This window comes from Bacillus sp. FSL E2-8900 (assembly GCF_037966225.1).
Taxonomy (GTDB): domain Bacteria; phylum Bacillota; class Bacilli; order Bacillales; family Bacillaceae_G; genus Bacillus_A; species Bacillus_A cereus.
This window is the reverse complement of the sequence record NZ_CP150193.1, coordinates 302,501-320,238: the sequence shown is the minus strand read 5'-3', so window position 1 is coordinate 320,238 and position 17,738 is coordinate 302,501. Positions and strand designations below refer to the sequence as shown.

Sequence of the window (17,738 nt, the reverse complement as noted above, 5' to 3'; positions counted from 1 at the left end):
CTGCACCTACTCTCCTTTTACTGCTTTAACTGTTTTTAACGCCGATTTTATATCATCATAAATAATATTTCCAACAACTACTGTATCAGCATATTGTGCCATTTCTTTCGCCTGTTCTGCATTAGAAATACCACCGCCATAATATAACTTAGCTTGTTTCAATTCTGCTTTTACATTTTTAACAAGTTCAACATCTCCATACGTACCGCTATATTCTAAATAAAATATCGGTAAACGTAATAGCTTGTCTGCTAAACGAGCATATGCAATAACGTCATCTTCTGTTACATCACATTTCGCTTCTGTAAGCTGGGCTACTTTCGCTTCTGGATTTAAAACACAATACCCTTCCATAAAAATTTCGTCCCAGTCCATAATATCCCCAAATTCTTTCAATGCCTCATGATGAACACCTGTTACCCATTCTACTTTTCGGCTATTTAAAACACTTGGGATGTAATAAAAATCAAATCCTGGTGTAATTGCTTCTACATCAGAAACCTCTAATACACAAGGAACTGCATATCTACGAATGCTAACTAGCATGTGTAATACGTTATCAATTGTAACTCCATCACTTCCGCCTACAATAACCGCATCAGTTCCAGACTCACAAATCATTTCTAAATGTTCATCGCTTAACTCCTTATTTGGATCAAGCTTAAATACATGTTTCCATCCGGAAATATCGTACATGAAAACACCCTTCCTTTTCTCTAGTTATATATATTTCTGTTCAAAATAACAGTTTATTTTCATCATTATTGTTTTAACTTCATCTTAAATATTTGTTTAAAACGGAGAATTAAGTTTGGAATTACCTCTTCCATATTTTTTAAACTAGAGGATTTAATTTTGAAGTTCCTTTTATGCATTCTTTCATTATAACAAAAAAAGTTACTTACACACACGCACATTCCAACATCTTTTTCCACGTCAAATGTTGGATTACATATCCCAAAAATCAAACGGGATACTAATAAAAGAAATAGTATTATCTATTTCAACTTTCATAAAAAGGAGTGTTTTTCTAATGAAGCAAAATATCGGGACAATAAACGCTCTAATTCGAATTACACTTGGGCTCGTCCTCTTCGGATGTAGTGCAACTAAACTTGTACGCAAGCCGTGGTGCACTTGGTCTAACATTTTTCTATGGATTGGTGCAATGAAAGTTGCAGAAGGAATTGTTCGTTTCTGCCCTGTTGTTGAAATGTGGAAATTCGGAAAATACATGAACATGGGGGCATTTAAAATGCCTAGCATGAATTTTGCTGAAAAAGGACATGCTAAAGAAGAAGTGAATCAAACTTCCACTCATGACAAGCCAGAGTCAAAAGGAAGTTATGACGCTTCTGACAAAGAGATTGAGTCAGCGATTGAAGATATAATCCTGGCAAAACCGCTTTGAATCATTTGTCACGATGTAAGATGCTCTCAAAGGGACTTAGCTGCTGCAGTGGGCGGTTAAGTCTTCTTTATTTTACCATAAAACAGAACGTATATTCTCTTTTTGAACCTTAAAATGTATATAAAAGATATCAACCAATAAAATTCAGAAAATTAGATGCATACCTCTTGCTTAAAATGATATAAAAGTGATATCATTTTTATATCAGGAGGCGATCATATGAAAGAAAAACAAGTATTTTATGTAAATGGTTTTCTCGGTATTATTGGAATTTTGATTTTAGCTGCTATCGGTGTATTTTTCCTTGCACAAGAAATTTTCATAGGAGCGGCACTAACTATTATATTAGCCGCAGTTCTCGCTACAGGTATCGGTATTGTTCAACCGAATCAAGCAAAGGTTATTACGTTCTTCGGTAATTATTTAGGAACAATTCGTCAAAACGGTTTATTTTTAACGATTCCGTTCGCATTCCGTCAAACTGTATCTTTACGTGTTGAAAACTTTAACAGTAAAAAATTAAAAGTAAATGACGTTGATGGAAATCCAATTGAAATTGCAGCTGTTATCGTATATAAAGTTGTTGATTCTGCAAAAGCAATGTTTGGTGTTGAACATTATGATCGATTTGTAGAAATTCAAAGCGAAACGGCAATCCGCCATGTTGCAACAAAATATCCTTATGACAATTTCCAAGATAAAACCTGCGTTACGTTACGCGGAAATACTGAAGAAATCTCTGAAGAATTAAAACGTGAGTTAGAGGCGCGTCTTGAAATTGCTGGTGTAGAAGTATTAGAAACTCGTTTAACGCACTTAGCTTACGCAACAGAAATTGCCCATGCAATGCTACAACGCCAGCAAGCAAAAGCAGTATTAGCTGCTAGAAAAGAAATTGTTGAAGGTGCTGTGAAGATGGCGAAAGATTCCATCCATATGTTAGATGAAGAAGGCGTACTAGAACTCGATGACGAGCGTAAAGCAAATATGGTAAACAACTTATTAGTTGCCATCGTTTCAGATAAAGGTGCGCAGCCAGTTATTAATACAGGAAGCCTATACTAAGGGCTATAAGTAATTATGGCTAAAAAGAAAAGCTTTCCATTACGTATTGATCCTGAATTACACGCAGTCATCGAAAAATGGGCAAATGATGAATTTCGTAGCGTCAATGCACACATCGAGTATTTACTTCGAGAAATGGCAAAGCAAAAAGGGAAATTAAAAAAAGATAAAGATGCATAAAAAATCCCGCTGATTCCTCAGCGGGATTTTTACATATTAACTTTTCGTCATCTCATGCCCAATTGCACGATATCCTATATCACTTCGATAAAATAGACCATCACTCTCAATTTTACCGATTTCTTTATATACTTTATCTTTTGCTTCTTGTAAACTATTTGCCTTACAAGCAACAAATAATACACGGCCACCGTTCGTTACAAAGTCCCCATGTTTCATTGCTGTACCTGCATGGAAAACAATCACATCTTGCAGTGCATCTAGTCCGCTAATAATATCACCTTTTTTATATGCTTCTGGATATCCTTTAGAAGCAAGTACAACACCGATTACCGCTTCTTCTGACCATTGTAACGTTAGTTCACTTTCATCTAATACAGCGTTACATACATCAACTAAATCGTTTTCTAATCGAGGTAATACAACTTCTGTTTCAGGATCACCGAAGCGTGCATTAAATTCAATTACCTTCGGACCATCATTTGTTAAAATAAGACCTGCGTATAAAATACCTGTAAACGAACGGTTTTCTTCAATCATCGCCTTAGCAGTTGGATGCAATACGGTTTGAATCGCTTCTTGAACTGCTGATTCTGGAATTTGTGGTACTGGAGAATATGCACCCATTCCACCCGTATTTGGACCTTTATCACCATCAAAAGCTCTTTTATGATCTTGGGCGATTACCATTGGATGTACAGTTGTTCCATTCACGAATGCCATTAATGAAAATTCTTGTCCATCTAAAAACTCTTCAATAACAACCTTCTTACTTGCCGCGCCGAATTTCACATCTTGCAGCATTTCTTTCACAGCTTGTAATGCCTCTTCAAGCGACATCGCTACCGTTACACCTTTACCAGCAGCTAGGCCGTCAGCTTTAATAACGATTGGTGCACCAACTTTTTGAATGTACTGTACTGCTTCTTCATAATCTGTAAAAGTTTCGTACGCCGCAGTTGGAATATCATACTTTTTCATAAGCTCTTTTGTAAAAGCTTTACTACCTTCAATAACAGCAGCCGCTTTATTCGGACCAAATACGCGAAGTCCCTCTTCTTTAAAACGATCAACAATTCCATTCATAAGCGGAATTTCTGGTCCAACGAAAGTTAACTCAACATTATTCTCTTTTGCAAATAAAACTAATGCATCAAAATCATTTTCATCAATATCAACTGGTGTTGCAACATCTCTCATACCTTCATTACCTGGTGCTACATATACCTTTTCTACTTTTTCAGATTGTGCAAACTTCCAAGCTAAAGCATGCTCACGCCCACCGCGGCCAATTACTAAAACATTCATATTTCATCCCCCAATAATTAAATAAGTACAAACTAGAAGCTATGCTCCTAGTTTGCTTTTTCATATCAATAAAAGGTTATCTCGACCGGACTTTTTAAACATCCATATCAATAAAGGTTTAAAAAGGAGGATTAAGAGAACCGAGCAGGTCTAGGCGCATTTGCCAGGAGGACACGGAGTGTAGCTTTCCTACATGAGTACCGCACTGGCGATGCAACGACGACATGCGAAGGTTATCTTAACCGGACTTTTTAAACATCCTCTATTAGTGTTTGAAATGACGTACGCCAGTGAACACCATAGCAATCCCATAAGTATCTGCCACTTTAATAGAATCTTCATCACGGATTGATCCGCCCGGTTGAATGATTGCTGTAATTCCTGCTTTTGCTGCTTCTTCTAATGTATCTGGCATTGGGAAGAAAGCATCAGATGCAAGCGCGCTACCTTGTGCTTTTTCACCAGCTTGTGTAATTGCGATTTTTGCAGAACCTACACGGTTCATCTGTCCCGCACCGACACCAATTGTCATGTCATCTTTCGCTAAAACAATTGCGTTTGATTTCACATGTTTTACAACTTTCCAAGCTAGTTTTAAATCTTTCCATTCTTGCTCTGAAGGTTCACGTTTCGTTGGAATTAAAATTGTACTTTCATCTAATGATAACGTATCTTCCTCTTGAACGAGAAGTCCACCTTGTACAGAAGTTAGTTTTTTGCTTGCACTTGTCGCTTTTTCAATATTTATAGTTAATAAACGTAAGTTCTTCTTACTTTGCAACACTTCTAAAGCTTCTTGCGAGAACGAAGGTGCGATAACAATTTCTAAGAAAATTTCATGTAACTTTTCTGCTGTAGCTTTATCAATTTCACGATTTGCTGCAATAATACCGCCGAAGATTGATACTGGATCTGCTTCATAAGCACGAGTATATGCTTCGTGAATATTAGTTCCTACTCCAACACCACATGGATTCATATGCTTTACTGCTACTACTGCTGGTTCTGTAAATTCTTTTACGATGCTAAGCGCTGCGTCTGCATCATTAATATTGTTATACGATAATTCCTTACCGTGTAATTGTTCTGCGTATGCAACAGAAGACGTTGCTGCGAATGGCGCTTTATAGAAAGTTGCTTTTTGATGTGGGTTCTCGCCATAGCGTAAGTCTTGCTTTTTCTCAAATGTCACAGTTAATGTTTCTGGACTTTCTTCACCCATTTGCTCTGTTAAGTAGTTAGAAATTAACGCATCATACGCTGCTGTATGACGGAATACTTTCGCTGCTAGTTTACGTTTTGTTTCCTCTGCTACTTCACCGTTCTCTTTCAGTTCTGCTAACACAATATCATAATCTACTGGATCTACAATTACCGATACGAATTTATGATTTTTCGCAGCAGAGCGAATCATTGTTGGGCCACCGATATCAATATTTTCAATTGCATCAGCAAATGTTACATCAGGCTTAGCGATTGTTTCTTTAAATGGGTATAAGTTAACAACAACAAAGTCAATTGGCTCTATACCTAACTCATTCATTTGTGTTACATGTGTTTCATTATCACGAACTGCTAATAGACCACCATGAATATTTGGATGTAATGTTTTCACACGGCCATCCATAATTTCAGGGAAACCAGTTACTTCAGAAATGCCGATTACTTGTAAGCCATTTTCTTCTAGTAACTTTTTCGTACCACCTGTTGAAATAACTTCAATCCCTTGTTCTAGTAACCCTTTAACAAATTCTACTACTCCTGTTTTATCTGAAACACTTACTAATGCACGCTTTTTCATTTATCCTTCACCCCTGGTTGTATGTTAGTTAACAGTTGATTCTTTCACAGACTGAACAATTTGATTCACTGTATTTACGTATAATTTATGTTCAACTTGTTGAATTTTCTTTTGTAAGCTTTCTCTCGTATCCCCTTCAGAAACAACCACTGCTTCTTGTGCAATAATTGGCCCTGTATCCATACCTGCATCTACATAATGAATTGTTACTCCAGTTACTTTCACACCTGCTTCTAACGCTTGACCGACAGCATCTTTACCCGGAAAGCTCGGTAGTAATGATGGATGAATATTAATAATCTTCCCGCCGTATGCTTCTAGTAACGTCGGCCCGATTAAACGCATATATCCAGCTAAAATAACATAATCAATTTCATATTCTTCTAGCTTCTTTAATATCTCTTTTTCAAACGCTTCTTTTGACTCATATGCTTTCGCTGAAAAAGCAAAACACGGAATATGATGATAATTTGCCCGTCCAACAGCTCGTGCTTCTGGTTTATCACATACTAATAAACTAATTTCTGCATCCAATCTTTTTTCTTCTACCGCATTAACGAGAGATTGAAAGTTAGATCCACTTCCAGAAGCAAAAACTGCTAATCTACTCATAGTGCTGTGCCCCCATTAAAAGTAACGCCAGCTCCTTGTATAGTACGTCCAATAATACGAGCCATTTCTCCTTGCTCTTCAAGAAGACGAACAACATCTTTTGCATCTTCTTCCTTCACTGCTACTACCATACCAATACCCATGTTAAAAATATTGAACATTTCTTTCTCTTCCAGTTTTCCAACCTCTTGAAGCAAACTAAAGATCGGCTGAATTTCCCAAGATCCTAGTTCAATCTCAGCACCGATTCCTTCTGGCAACATGCGTGGAATATTTTCAATAAATCCACCACCTGTAATATGCGCCATACCGTATACTTCATGTTTCTTCAATAGTTCTAAAATAGGTTTGACATAAATTTTCGTTGGTTTTAATAATTCTTCACCAAGAGGTAGTTCTAAGCGGCCATAAATACGCTCTAAAGATAGTTCCCCATCTTCTAATAACACTTTTCGTACTAAAGAGTAACCATTGCTATGAATACCGCTAGATGCTAAGCCAATTAGCACGTGACCAGCTTCAATCTTTTCACCTGTTACAATTTTCTTTTTATCAACAATCCCAACTGTAAAACCAGCTAAATCATATTCTTCCGTAGAATACATTCCTGGCATTTCAGCTGTTTCTCCACCGATTAATGCACAACCAGCTTGGCGACAGCCCTCTGATATACCTTTGACGATGTTTTCAATTTTACTAGGTTCAGCTTTACCACAAGCAATATAATCAAGGAAGAAAAGCGGCTCTGCTCCTTGGACAACAATATCATTTACACACATTGCTACTGCATCAATACCAATTGTGTCATGTTTATCTGCCATAAAAGCGAGCATCAATTTCGTTCCCACGCCATCTGTTCCAGATACTAATACAGGTTCTTCTAATGCAAATTTTGATAGATCAAACATACCTCCAAAACCGCCTAAACCGCCTAGTACTTCTTTTCTCATAGTTGTTTGTACGTGTTTTTTCATGCGAGATACCGCTTCATATCCAGCTTCAATATCTACTCCTGCTTGCTTATATGCATTCGCCATCGTTATTTACACCTCGTCTTTTAATTTCTCCCCATCCAGGGCGGGCTATTTTAAGAAAGGATCTAGCTCCTACATCAAAAGAAATAGAAGCTTTTCTCACTTTTCTTATTTCATGCTTTCTAAAAGCTCTTGCTCATAATCATAAAGAGCTGTTGGATAGTCCCCATTAAAGTAAGCCATGCATAGGCCGCCATATTTCCCTTCATATGGACGTCCAATTGCATCTACTAATCCATCTTCACTTAAAAATGTTAAAGAATCTGCTCCGATCATTTCACGGATTTCTTCTACTGTATGATTTGCTGCAATTAATTCTTTTCTCGTTTGAATATCAATGCCATAGAAACATGGATATTTCAGAGGTGGTGAAGCAATTCTTACGTGAACTTCTGTCGCTCCAGCCTCACGAAGCATACGAACAATTCGTTTACTTGTCGTTCCTCTTACGATAGAGTCATCAATCATAACAACTCGTTTCCCTTCAACTACACCTCTTACTGCGGAAAGCTTCATCTTAACCCCTTGCTCGCGCAGTTCTTGAGAAGGTTGAATAAACGTACGTCCAACGTAACGATTTTTAATTAATCCTAACTCATATGGAATACCTGTCGCCTCCGCATAGCCAATCGCAGCTGAAATACTAGAGTCTGGTACACCAGTAACAACATCTGCTTCAATAGGAGCTTCTGCCGCTAAACGTTTCCCCATATTCTTACGTGCTGCATGGACGTTAACACCAGCAATATTAGAATCTGGTCGTGCAAAGTAAATATATTCCATACTACAAATTGCATGTTCTACATCGTTTGTGAAACGATCTACGTGAATTCCTTCATCATTAATGATAAGTAATTCACCCGGTTCTACATCGCGAATGTATGTTGCACCTACTACATCAAAAGCACATGTTTCAGATGCTACAACGTAAGCATCCCCCATCTTTCCAATTGAAAGCGGACGGAACCCATTCGAATCTAATGCAACGATCATTTCATTTCCAGTTAGTAAAAGATACGCAAACGCACCTTTCACTTTGTTTAAAGCTTCTTTTACACTTTCAATTAAAGAATCTTTTGTACTACGTTTAATAAGATGTAAAAGTACTTCTGTATCTGAACTAGTTTGAAAAATACTGCCCTCTGCTTCTAATTCACGACGAAGCATTTTTGCGTTAATTAAATTTCCGTTATGAGCTAACGCCATACTATGATCGGAAAAACGGAACAACAATGGTTGAACGTTAGCAACTTCACTTCCACCAGCTGTTGCATATCGTACATGTCCGATCGCTGATTTTCCATTTAATCCTTCTAGCTCACCTCTTGAAAACACTTCTGATATTAAACCTAACCCCTTGTGACCGACGATTTTTTCCCCATTATTTACGACAATGCCTGCGCCTTCTTGCCCACGGTGCTGTAAACTGTGCAATCCGTAGTATGAAACTTGTGCTGCATTTTCATGCCCCCAAATTCCGAAAACGCCACATTCTTCGTTTAACCCCTTTATTTCAGCAAGCATGGGATTGCCCCTTTCCAAGCCTTTCTCATTTCATCTACATTTGCTGTAAGTAATACTTCATTTTCTTCATTATGAATTGTTACTTCATTTGTACTTGTTACTTCTCCAACTTGGATTGCTTCTACCGCTTTTTCAAACGCCTCTTTATTTTCACGTTTTACAGTTATCACGAAGCGTGACTGTGATTCAGCGAATAATGCTGCTGTTGCTTCTCCATCTAATTTCACAGTAGCACCTAAGCCTTTAGCACCAATTGCACTTTCTGAAATCGCAACTGCTAAACCACCTTCAGCAACATCATGTGCAGATTGAACAAGACCAGCTTGAATTGCTTCTAATACTTGTTTTTGGCGTTTTAATTCTACATCTAAATCGATACTTGGTGATTGACCGAAAATTTTGCCGTGAATCATTTTCTGTAATTCACTTCCGCCAAACTCAGCTTTCGTCTCACCAATTACATACACTAAATCACCAGCTTGCTTAAACTCTTGTGTTGTTACATGTTTTAAGTCATGCACAAGTCCGACCATCCCAACAGTTGGTGTTGGATATACAGCTTCACCACTACGCTCGTTATACATCGATACGTTTCCGCCGATAACTGGTGTTTGTAATGTGCGACAAGCTTCACTCATACCGTCTACTGATTTCTCAATCTGCCAGAAGATTTCTGGTTTTTCTGGGTTACCGAAGTTTAAGCAATCTGTAATTGCAAGTGGCTCTCCGCCAGAACATACGATATTACGCGCTGCCTCTGCTACTGCAATTTTACCGCCCATCTCTGGGTCTAGATAAATGTAGCGAGAGTTACAATCTGTCGTCATTGCTAATCCTTTTTCTGTACCGCGTACACGTACAACTGCAGCATCTGAACCTGGCGTAACAACTGTGCTTGTGCGAACTTGGTAATCGTATTGATCGTATACCCACTCTTTACTTGCAATTGTTGGTTGCTGTAATAAAGCGAATAACGTTTCTTTATAATTTTCTACTTTTGGCGTTTCCATTTTCATTGCTTGGAATTCAGCAAAGTATGCTGCTTCTTTTGATGGCTTATGATAAATTGGTGCTTCTTCTGCTAAAGCATCTGCTGGAACTTCAGCTACCTTTTCACCTTTATGGAATAAACGAAGCATTTTATCTTCTGTTACTTTCCCCATCGTAACCGCTGCAAGACCATACTTCTCAAATAAATCTACTATTTCTTGTTCTCTACCTTTTTTCACGACAATTAACATACGCTCTTGTGATTCAGATAGCATCATTTCATATGGTGTCATTCCTGTTTCACGCTGTGGTACATCATCTAAGTACATTTCAATACCCATTCCTGCTTTACTTGCCATTTCTGCAGATGATGATGTTAAACCAGCCGCACCCATATCTTGAATTCCAACAAGTGCATCGGATTGAATTAATTCTAAACACGCTTCAATAAGAAGCTTTTCCATAAATGGATCCCCTACTTGAACCGCTGGACGTTTCGCTTCTGAGCTTTCAGATAGTTCTTCCGACGCGAATGTTGCACCGTGAATACCGTCACGACCAGTTGATGCTCCTACGTACATTACTGTGTTACCAGCACCGTGCGCTTGCCCTTTTTTAATGTCTTCGTGGTTAATCAAACCTACGCACATTGCATTTACAAGTGGATTTCCTTCATAACATGGATCAAATTGTACTTCGCCGCCAACAGTCGGAATACCGATGCAGTTACCGTATCCTGCAATTCCTGCTACTACTTCTTCGAATAAATATTTCACACGTGGTGACTGTAATTCACCGAAACGAAGTGAGTTTAATAGAGCTACCGGGCGTGCTCCCATAGAGAATACGTCACGAATAATACCACCAACACCTGTTGCAGCTCCTTGATATGGTTCAATAGCTGAAGGATGGTTATGACTTTCCATTTTAAATACAACTGCTTGATTATCACCGATATCTACAATTCCAGCACCTTCTCCAGGTCCTTGCAGAACGCGCTCACCTGTAGTTGGAAACTTACGAAGAACTGGTTTTGAATTTTTATAACTACAATGTTCAGACCACATTACAGAGAATAACCCTGTTTCTGTATAATTTGGCAGACGACCTAAAATCTTTTCAACCATGGCAAACTCTTCGTCTGTTAGCCCCATTTCCGCATATATACGCTCTTCTTTAATTTGTGTTGGATTTGGTTCAAGCATTAACGACATATGTTTCCCTCCACTGTTTTAAGATAGATTGAAAGACTTTTAACCCTTCAGCACCGCCAAGTAATTCATCTACAGCACGCTCTGGGTGCGGCATCATACCAAGTACATTTCCTTTTTCATTTACAATACCAGCAATATCTGAAACGCTACCGTTAGGGTTTTCTACGTAACGGAATGCGATTTGATTGTTCTCTTCTAATTGTTTAAGAGTCGCTTCATCACAATAGTAATTCCCCTCACCATGCGCGATTGGAATATTAATTATTTCATCTTTTTCATATTGTGATGTAAACATCGTTTCATTATTTTCAACACGTAACTGAACAGTGCGACACATAAATTTTAAGTTTTCGTTTCTTATTAACGCTCCTGGTAGTAATCCTGATTCAACAAGAATCTGGAATCCATTACATACACCTAAAATCGGCTTTCCTTGCTCAGCAGCTTTTTGCACTGCTTTCATTGCATTAGCAAAGCGAGAGATAGCACCGCAGCGTAAGTAGTCACCATAAGAAAATCCACCTGGTAGTAGAATTGCATCATATTCATCTAAATTCTCTGTATCGTGCCAAACGTAATCTACTTCTTCGCCAAGCTCATCTTTAATTGCATGGAACATATCGACATCACAGTTCGAACCCGGAAATACTATTACGGCAAATTTCACTGTGCGACAACCTCCTCAACTTCATAACGGAAGTCTTCCATTACAACGTTCGCTAATAGTTTTTCACACATTTCTTTTACCTTGCTATCTAAATCAGATACAGATTTATCAATTGTTAGTTCCATGTACTTTCCGATTCGAACGTCTTGTACTTCTGTGAATGAAAGACTATGAAGTGCTCCTTTTACTGCTGTTCCTTGTGGATCTAATACGCTTTCTCTTAATGTTACATATACCTTAACTTTATACATGTGAAATTCCCCCTAAACGTTTTAAAATCTCTTCATAAGCATCTGTTAAATTTCCAAGATCACGACGGAATACATCTTTATCAAACTTTTCATTGCTCGTTTCATCCCATAAACGGCAAGTATCTGGTGAAATTTCATCCGCTAAAATGATTTCTCCTTCTTCCGTTACACCAAACTCTAATTTGAAATCTACTAATCTTACACGACAGCTTGCGAAATGATCAATCAACACTTGATTGATTTGTAGAGCCATATCTCGTAATACACTTACTTGCTCTGGCGATGCAACGTTTAATACACGAATATGATCTTCCGTTACAAGCGGATCTCCTAAATCATCATCTTTGAAGTAAAATTCTACGATTGGTTCTGCAAGTACAGTTCCCTCTTCCATTCCTAATCGTTTTGAAAGACTTCCTGCAATTACATTTCTTGTGACAACTTCTAAAGGAATAATACTCACTTTTTTAACAAGTTGTTCTGTTTCAGATAACTTCTCAACAAAATGTGTTTTAATTCCCACTTCTTGTAACTTTCTGAACAATAAAGTTGTAATTTCATTGTTCAAACGACCTTTTCCTGTAATCGTCTCTTTTTTCTCCCCATTGAAAGCAGTCGCACTATCTTTGTACTCTACCCAAACCATATCTGCTGATTCTGTACGATAAATTCTTTTTGCCTTACCTTCATACAGCAATTCTAGCTTTTGCATTTCGCAAGCCCCCTGTAGTTTGAAAAATGTGAATAATATTTTTATAAAGAATGGCACAGAATGACTCTATTCTGTGCCATATGAAATTTTACGCTTCGTTTAATCCAAGGCGTTCAAAGATTGTATCAACGTGTTGCATATGATGCTCATAGTTGAAGCATTCATTAATTTCTTCTTGTGTTAACTTGCTTGTAATACGCTCATCAGCTTCTACAAGCTCTTTAAATTGTACTTGTGTTTCCCAAGCTTCCATCGCTTTAGGCTGTACGATATCATAAGCTTCTTCACGTACCATACCTTTGTCGATTAGTGTAAGCATTACGCGCTGAGAATAAATTAAGCCGTATGTTCTTGTCATATTACGTTTCATATTCTCTGGGTATACAGTTAAGTTTTTAACGATATTACCAAAGCGATTTAACATGTAATTTAATGCGATTGTAGCATCTGGTAAAATTACGCGTTCTGCCGAAGAGTGAGAAATGTCACGCTCATGCCATAATGGAACATTTTCGTAAGCTGTCATCATATAACCGCGGATAACACGAGCTAAACCAGTCATATTTTCAGAACCAATTGGATTACGTTTATGTGGCATTGCAGAAGAACCCTTTTGACCTTTTGCGAAAGCTTCTTCAACTTCACGTGTTTCACTCTTTTGTAAACCACGAATCTCAACTGCCATCTTTTCGATAGATGTTGCAATTAGTGCAAGTGTTGACATGTAGTGTGCGTGACGATCACGTTGCAATGTTTGTGTTGAAATTGGTGCTGCTTCTAATCCTAAATTTTCACAAACATATTTTTCTACGAATGGATCGATATTTGCATATGTACCAACCGCACCAGATAGTTTACCAACACGAACTGTATCAGCAGCTTGTTTGAAACGCTCTACGTTACGTTTCATCTCTTCATACCAAAGACCAAGTTTTAAACCAAATGTCGTTGGTTCTGCATGAACACCGTGTGTTCTTCCCATCATGATTGTGTATTTATGCTCTTTCGCTTTGTTAGCTAAAATGCTTACAAAGTTCTCTAAGTCTTTTAATATAATTTCATTCGCTTGTTTTAAGATGTAAGATAATGCTGTATCTACTACATCTGTAGATGTTAAACCGTAATGAACCCATTTACGTTCTTCGCCTAATGCTGGCGTTTCTGATACAGCACGAGTGAATGCAACTACGTCATGACGTGTTTCTTTTTCAATTTCATAAATACGATCAATATCAAATGATGCATGTTCACGAATTTTTTTAACATCTTCTTTTGGAATATCGCCAAGCTCAGCCCATGCTTCACAAGCTAAAATCTCAACTTCTAACCACGCTTTAAATTTGTTCTCTTCCGTCCAAATCGCACCCATTTCAGGGCGTGTATAACGACTAATCATCTTTTTCCCTCCAACAGTTGTTCTTGATGGTCCCAAATATGCAAACTCTTCGCTTTTTCTAGAGCGACTTCAATATTATCATTTAAAATATTAACATGCCCCATTTTTCGCTGTGCTTTTGCTTCTTCTTTTCCATACAAGTGTAAATAGCACCCGGTTAATCTATTCACTTGTCTTAGGACCCCTTCTATATGTTCGCCTAAAATGTTTACCATGACAACTGGTTTTAACAAATTTGTTTCTCCTAGAGGTAAATTACAGATTGCTCGAATATGTTGACCAAATTGACTCGTTTCACATGCATCCTGTGTATAGTGTCCTGAATTGTGAGGTCTTGGCGCTAATTCATTAATATAAATCTCACCATTATCTGTAGCAAACATCTCTACAGCTAGTGTTCCCACAAGTTCTAATTCATCCGCAAGTACCTTTGCATACGCAATTGCTTTTTGAGAAAGCTCTTCTGTAATGCGAGCTGGAACGATAGATTCATGTAAAATGTTATTTACATGAATATTTTCTGCTACTGGAAACACTTTTGTTTCACCACTTACACTACGAATCACAATAACTGATACTTCTTTTTCAAAAGGCACCCATTTCTCTAAAATACATTCTGCTTTATCCACAAGATTTCTTGCTGCCTCAACATCAGCTTCACTTCTTAAAACAACTTGCCCTTTCCCATCATATCCACCTGTCGTCGTTTTTAAGACGGAAGGGAATGATAACCCAGCAATTGCTTCTGTAAGCTGATCTTGATTTTGAACCAATCTATACGTTGCTACTGGTAACCCAGCCTTCTCAATCGCATTCTTTTCTGTAAAACGATTTTGCGTTGTATTTAACAACTGACTACCTTGTGGTAAGTACGCATGTTTTTCAAGCCATTGTAAACATCTATAATCAATATTCTCAAATTCATATGTGACAACATCACTTATCTCTGCTAAATGCTGAATTGCTTTTAAATCATCATATGGTGCAACAATTTCAATATCAGCAACTTGTGCACATGGCGAATGCTTTGTAGGATCTAAAACAGCAATTTTATATCCCATCTCCTTAGCTGCCAATGCCATCATTCTTCCTAGCTGGCCGCCTCCAATAATACCGATTGTTTTTCCAGGTAAAATGATTCTCGTCATACTAGCTCACTACCTTCACGCACATCTTTTTCAATCGCTTCTCGTCTCAATTCTAATGCATCATGTATATCATCATGAAATGATCCAAGTATTTGTGCAGCAAGTAATCCAGCATTCGTTGAACCGGCTTTACCAATTGCAACAGTTGCAACTGGAACACCTCCTGGCATTTGGGCGATGGATAATAATGAATCTAAGCCGTTTAATGCTTTTGATTGAACTGGAACTCCAATTACAGGAAGATTTGTCTTCGCTGCAACCATTCCTGGTAAATGTGCTGCTCCACCAGCTCCAGCAATAATAACTTTCAATCCACGTTCACGAGCCGTCTCTGCATATTCAAACATATAATCCGGAGTCCGATGAGCGGATACAACTTTTTTCTCATACGGTATATTTAATTTATCTAAAATGTCACAAGCATATTTCATTGTTTCCCAGTCTGACGTACTTCCCATTATGACTCCAACTAGTGATTTCATATTAGAATCCCCCCGATTCAAATAAAAAAAGCCTGAAATAGAACAGTTTCTCTTTTACTATGAGAGAAAGCGCTCTACTCAGGCATACGTATCCCTTGTGAATAGAAAAATACCGAGTGACTTTCCCTCATAGTCTAACGAATAACGGTCGTTAGGTAGAGACTTGCAGGCCATATCCCCGCGATTATATGAGGTCTTATATTATTGTTTCTATGGCTATATTAACAATATTTCATAAACAATGTCAATAAATAATCGAATGTTTTTTTATTAGCAGTCAATAACGTTCGTGTTTTAGTTATATTCAAAAGAAGAATTGCAACTATATACAAGAAGAAAAGGGAATTAGAATATATATTTCTAGAGATCTATTTTATGTATTTATCGTTTAAATAGCACTTCAGTATGTTTTTAATCAAAATATATATACTCTTGTATTATTATAACGATTTAATTTCTAAGGAGGATAACTGTTAAAGAAAGAACTATGCTATTATCCTATTTATTTTTCTCTATTGCAGGAATTTCTGTAATTATTAAATATTTATTTATAGCATCTCATTATTTAAAATATATACTTATGATAGAAATAATGTGTCCTATTTTAAGTATTACTTTAGCGACATTAGGAAAATTAGGAACACAAAAAATCATTACTATTATTTTAAAGAGTCTCTACTTTATTCTTTTTTCGTCTGTAGCTTTATTAAATTTACGGATTATAGCATTCGGTAAATAAAAATAAACACAAAAAAACCTAAGTCAAAATAACTTAGGTTCTTGCTTGGCGACGTCCTACTCTCACAGGGACAAGGTCCCAACTACCATCGGCGCTAGAGAGCTTAACTTCCGTGTTCGGTATGGGAACGGGTGTGACCTCTCTGCCATCATCACCAAACTATGAAGGCATATTCCTTCAAAACTAGATAACATTTGCTACATATTATATGGTTAAGTCCTCGATCTATTAGTATTCGTCAGCTCCACATGTCACCATGCTTCCACCTCGAACCTATCAACCTGATCATCTTTCAGGGATCTTACTAGCTTACGCTATGGGAAATCTCATCTTGAGGGGGGCTTCATGCTTAGATGCTTTCAGCACTTATCCCTTCCGCACATAGCTACCCAGCTATGCCCTTGGCAGAACAACTGGTACACCAGCGGTGCGTCCATCCCGGTCCTCTCGTACTAAGGACAGCTCCTCTCAAATTTCCTACGCCCACGACGGATAGGGACCGAACTGTCTCACGACGTTCTGAACCCAGCTCGCGTACCGCTTTAATGGGCGAACAGCCCAACCCTTGGGACCGACTACAGCCCCAGGATGCGATGAGCCGACATCGAGGTGCCAAACCTCCCCGTCGATGTGGACTCTTGGGGGAGATAAGCCTGTTATCCCCGGGGTAGCTTTTATCCGTTGAGCGATGGCCCTTCCATGCGGAACCACCGGATCACTAAGCCCGACTTTCGTCCCTGCTCGACTTGTAGGTCTCGCAGTCAAGCTCCCTTATGCCTTTGCACTCTACGAATGATTTCCAACCATTCTGAGGGAACCTTTGGGCGCCTCCGTTACACTTTAGGAGGCGACCGCCCCAGTCAAACTGCCCACCTGACACTGTCTCCCGGGTCGATAAGACCCGTAGGTTAGAATTTCAATACAGTCAGGGCGGTATCCCACCAGCGCCTCCACCGAAGCTAGCGCTCCGGTTTCAATGGCTCCCGCCTATCCTGTACAAACTGTACCAAAATTCAATATCAGGCTACAGTAAAGCTCCACGGGGTCTTTCCGTCCTGTCGCGGGTAACCTGCATCTTCACAGGTACTATAATTTCACCGAGTCTCTGGTTGAGACAGTGCCCAAATCGTTACACCTTTCGTGCGGGTCGGAACTTACCCGACAAGGAATTTCGCTACCTTAGGACCGTTATAGTTACGGCCGC

The 17,738-nt window shown here is 38.4% G+C and carries 17 protein-coding genes, 2 rRNA genes and 1 riboswitch (1 of these 20 cut by a window edge); of the genes, 4 read left to right on the top strand and 15 right to left on the bottom strand.

What is annotated here, in order from left to right:
• Positions 1-6 precede the first annotated feature (6 nt).
• A complete protein-coding gene (locus NST90_RS01725) occupies positions 7-696 on the bottom strand; it encodes a heptaprenylglyceryl phosphate synthase (protein WP_000272103.1) in 690 nt (229 codons plus the stop codon).
• Between the two features lie 337 nt (positions 697-1,033).
• Between NST90_RS01725 and NST90_RS01720 the strand changes: the two genes are divergently transcribed.
• The 3 genes from NST90_RS01720 (at position 1,034) to NST90_RS01710 (ending at position 2,656) form a co-directional block, all read left to right on the top strand.
• Complete coding sequence (locus tag NST90_RS01720; protein WP_000812345.1) at positions 1,034-1,411, top strand: DUF2892 domain-containing protein; 378 nt, start codon at positions 1,034-1,036, stop codon at positions 1,409-1,411.
• Positions 1,412-1,630: 219 nt separating this feature from the next.
• The gene (locus NST90_RS01715) at positions 1,631-2,476 is read left to right on the top strand and encodes an SPFH domain-containing protein (RefSeq protein ID WP_283748312.1); all 846 of its coding nucleotides are present in this window, start codon (positions 1,631-1,633) and stop codon (positions 2,474-2,476) included.
• A gap of 15 nt (positions 2,477-2,491) precedes the next feature.
• Positions 2,492-2,656 carry a toxin-antitoxin system HicB family antitoxin gene (locus NST90_RS01710; RefSeq protein ID WP_001085171.1) on the top strand — a complete coding sequence of 55 codons (165 nt, stop codon included), beginning with the start codon at positions 2,492-2,494 and terminating at the stop codon, positions 2,654-2,656.
• 36 nt (positions 2,657-2,692) lie between these two features.
• Here the strand turns inward: NST90_RS01710 and purD are convergent, their stop codons facing one another.
• The 12 genes from purD to purE all read right to left on the bottom strand — a co-directional run bounded on the left by purD (position 2,693) and on the right by purE (position 15,795).
• On the bottom strand, positions 2,693-3,964 hold the full coding sequence (gene purD / locus NST90_RS01705; RefSeq protein ID WP_001101971.1) for a phosphoribosylamine--glycine ligase: 1,272 nt from the start codon (positions 3,962-3,964) through the stop codon (positions 2,693-2,695).
• Between the two features lie 265 nt (positions 3,965-4,229).
• Complete coding sequence (gene purH, locus NST90_RS01700; protein ID WP_212126038.1) at positions 4,230-5,765, bottom strand: bifunctional phosphoribosylaminoimidazolecarboxamide formyltransferase/IMP cyclohydrolase; 1,536 nt, start codon at positions 5,763-5,765, stop codon at positions 4,230-4,232.
• A 24-nt stretch (positions 5,766-5,789) separates the two neighbouring features.
• Positions 5,790-6,377 carry a phosphoribosylglycinamide formyltransferase gene (purN, locus tag NST90_RS01695; RefSeq protein WP_000088589.1) on the bottom strand — a complete coding sequence of 196 codons (588 nt, stop codon included), beginning with the start codon at positions 6,375-6,377 and terminating at the stop codon, positions 5,790-5,792.
• Positions 6,374-7,414 carry a phosphoribosylformylglycinamidine cyclo-ligase gene (gene purM / locus NST90_RS01690; RefSeq protein WP_001262439.1) on the bottom strand — a complete coding sequence of 347 codons (1,041 nt, stop codon included), beginning with the start codon at positions 7,412-7,414 and terminating at the stop codon, positions 6,374-6,376. The genes purN and purM overlap by 4 nt, the downstream gene beginning before the upstream one ends.
• Positions 7,415-7,519: 105 nt before the next feature.
• Positions 7,520-8,935: an amidophosphoribosyltransferase gene (gene purF / locus NST90_RS01685; protein WP_000879035.1), complete on the bottom strand. Its 1,416-nt coding sequence runs from the start codon at positions 8,933-8,935 to the stop codon at positions 7,520-7,522.
• Positions 8,920-11,139, bottom strand: a complete 2,220-nt coding sequence (purL, locus tag NST90_RS01680; protein ID WP_000055562.1) for a phosphoribosylformylglycinamidine synthase II — start codon at positions 11,137-11,139, stop codon at positions 8,920-8,922. Before purL ends, purF begins: the two co-directional genes overlap by 16 nt.
• A complete protein-coding gene (gene purQ, locus NST90_RS01675; protein ID WP_000666774.1) occupies positions 11,123-11,806 on the bottom strand; it encodes a phosphoribosylformylglycinamidine synthase subunit PurQ in 684 nt (227 codons plus the stop codon). Before purQ ends, purL begins: the two co-directional genes overlap by 17 nt.
• Entirely contained in the window at positions 11,803-12,057 is a 255-nt protein-coding gene (gene purS / locus NST90_RS01670; RefSeq protein WP_000278823.1) for a phosphoribosylformylglycinamidine synthase subunit PurS, read from the bottom strand. The genes purQ and purS overlap by 4 nt, the downstream gene beginning before the upstream one ends.
• A complete protein-coding gene (gene purC / locus NST90_RS01665) occupies positions 12,050-12,769 on the bottom strand; it encodes a phosphoribosylaminoimidazolesuccinocarboxamide synthase (protein WP_001170544.1) in 720 nt (239 codons plus the stop codon). Before purC ends, purS begins: the two co-directional genes overlap by 8 nt.
• A gap of 88 nt (positions 12,770-12,857) precedes the next feature.
• Entirely contained in the window at positions 12,858-14,165 is a 1,308-nt protein-coding gene (gene purB, locus NST90_RS01660) for an adenylosuccinate lyase (protein WP_000625682.1), read from the bottom strand.
• Positions 14,162-15,313, bottom strand: a complete 1,152-nt coding sequence (gene purK, locus NST90_RS01655) for a 5-(carboxyamino)imidazole ribonucleotide synthase (protein WP_000196774.1) — start codon at positions 15,311-15,313, stop codon at positions 14,162-14,164. Before purK ends, purB begins: the two co-directional genes overlap by 4 nt.
• Positions 15,310-15,795: a 5-(carboxyamino)imidazole ribonucleotide mutase gene (gene purE, locus NST90_RS01650; RefSeq protein ID WP_283748313.1), complete on the bottom strand. Its 486-nt coding sequence runs from the start codon at positions 15,793-15,795 to the stop codon at positions 15,310-15,312. The genes purK and purE overlap by 4 nt, the downstream gene beginning before the upstream one ends.
• Positions 15,796-15,905: 110 nt before the next feature.
• Positions 15,906-16,007: riboswitch (purine riboswitch) on the bottom strand.
• Positions 16,008-16,282: 275 nt separating this feature from the next.
• Between purE and NST90_RS01645 the strand changes: the two genes are divergently transcribed.
• A complete protein-coding gene (locus NST90_RS01645) occupies positions 16,283-16,534 on the top strand; it encodes a hypothetical protein (RefSeq protein WP_000927495.1) in 252 nt (83 codons plus the stop codon).
• 43 nt (positions 16,535-16,577) lie between these two features.
• Here the strand turns inward: NST90_RS01645 and rrf are convergent.
• Together rrf and NST90_RS01635 are read right to left on the bottom strand one after the other, a co-directional pair.
• Positions 16,578-16,693, bottom strand: a 5S ribosomal RNA gene (rrf, locus tag NST90_RS01640).
• Between the two features lie 49 nt (positions 16,694-16,742).
• Positions 16,743-17,738: ribosomal RNA gene (locus NST90_RS01635) — 23S ribosomal RNA — on the bottom strand; it runs 1,926 nt beyond the window's last position.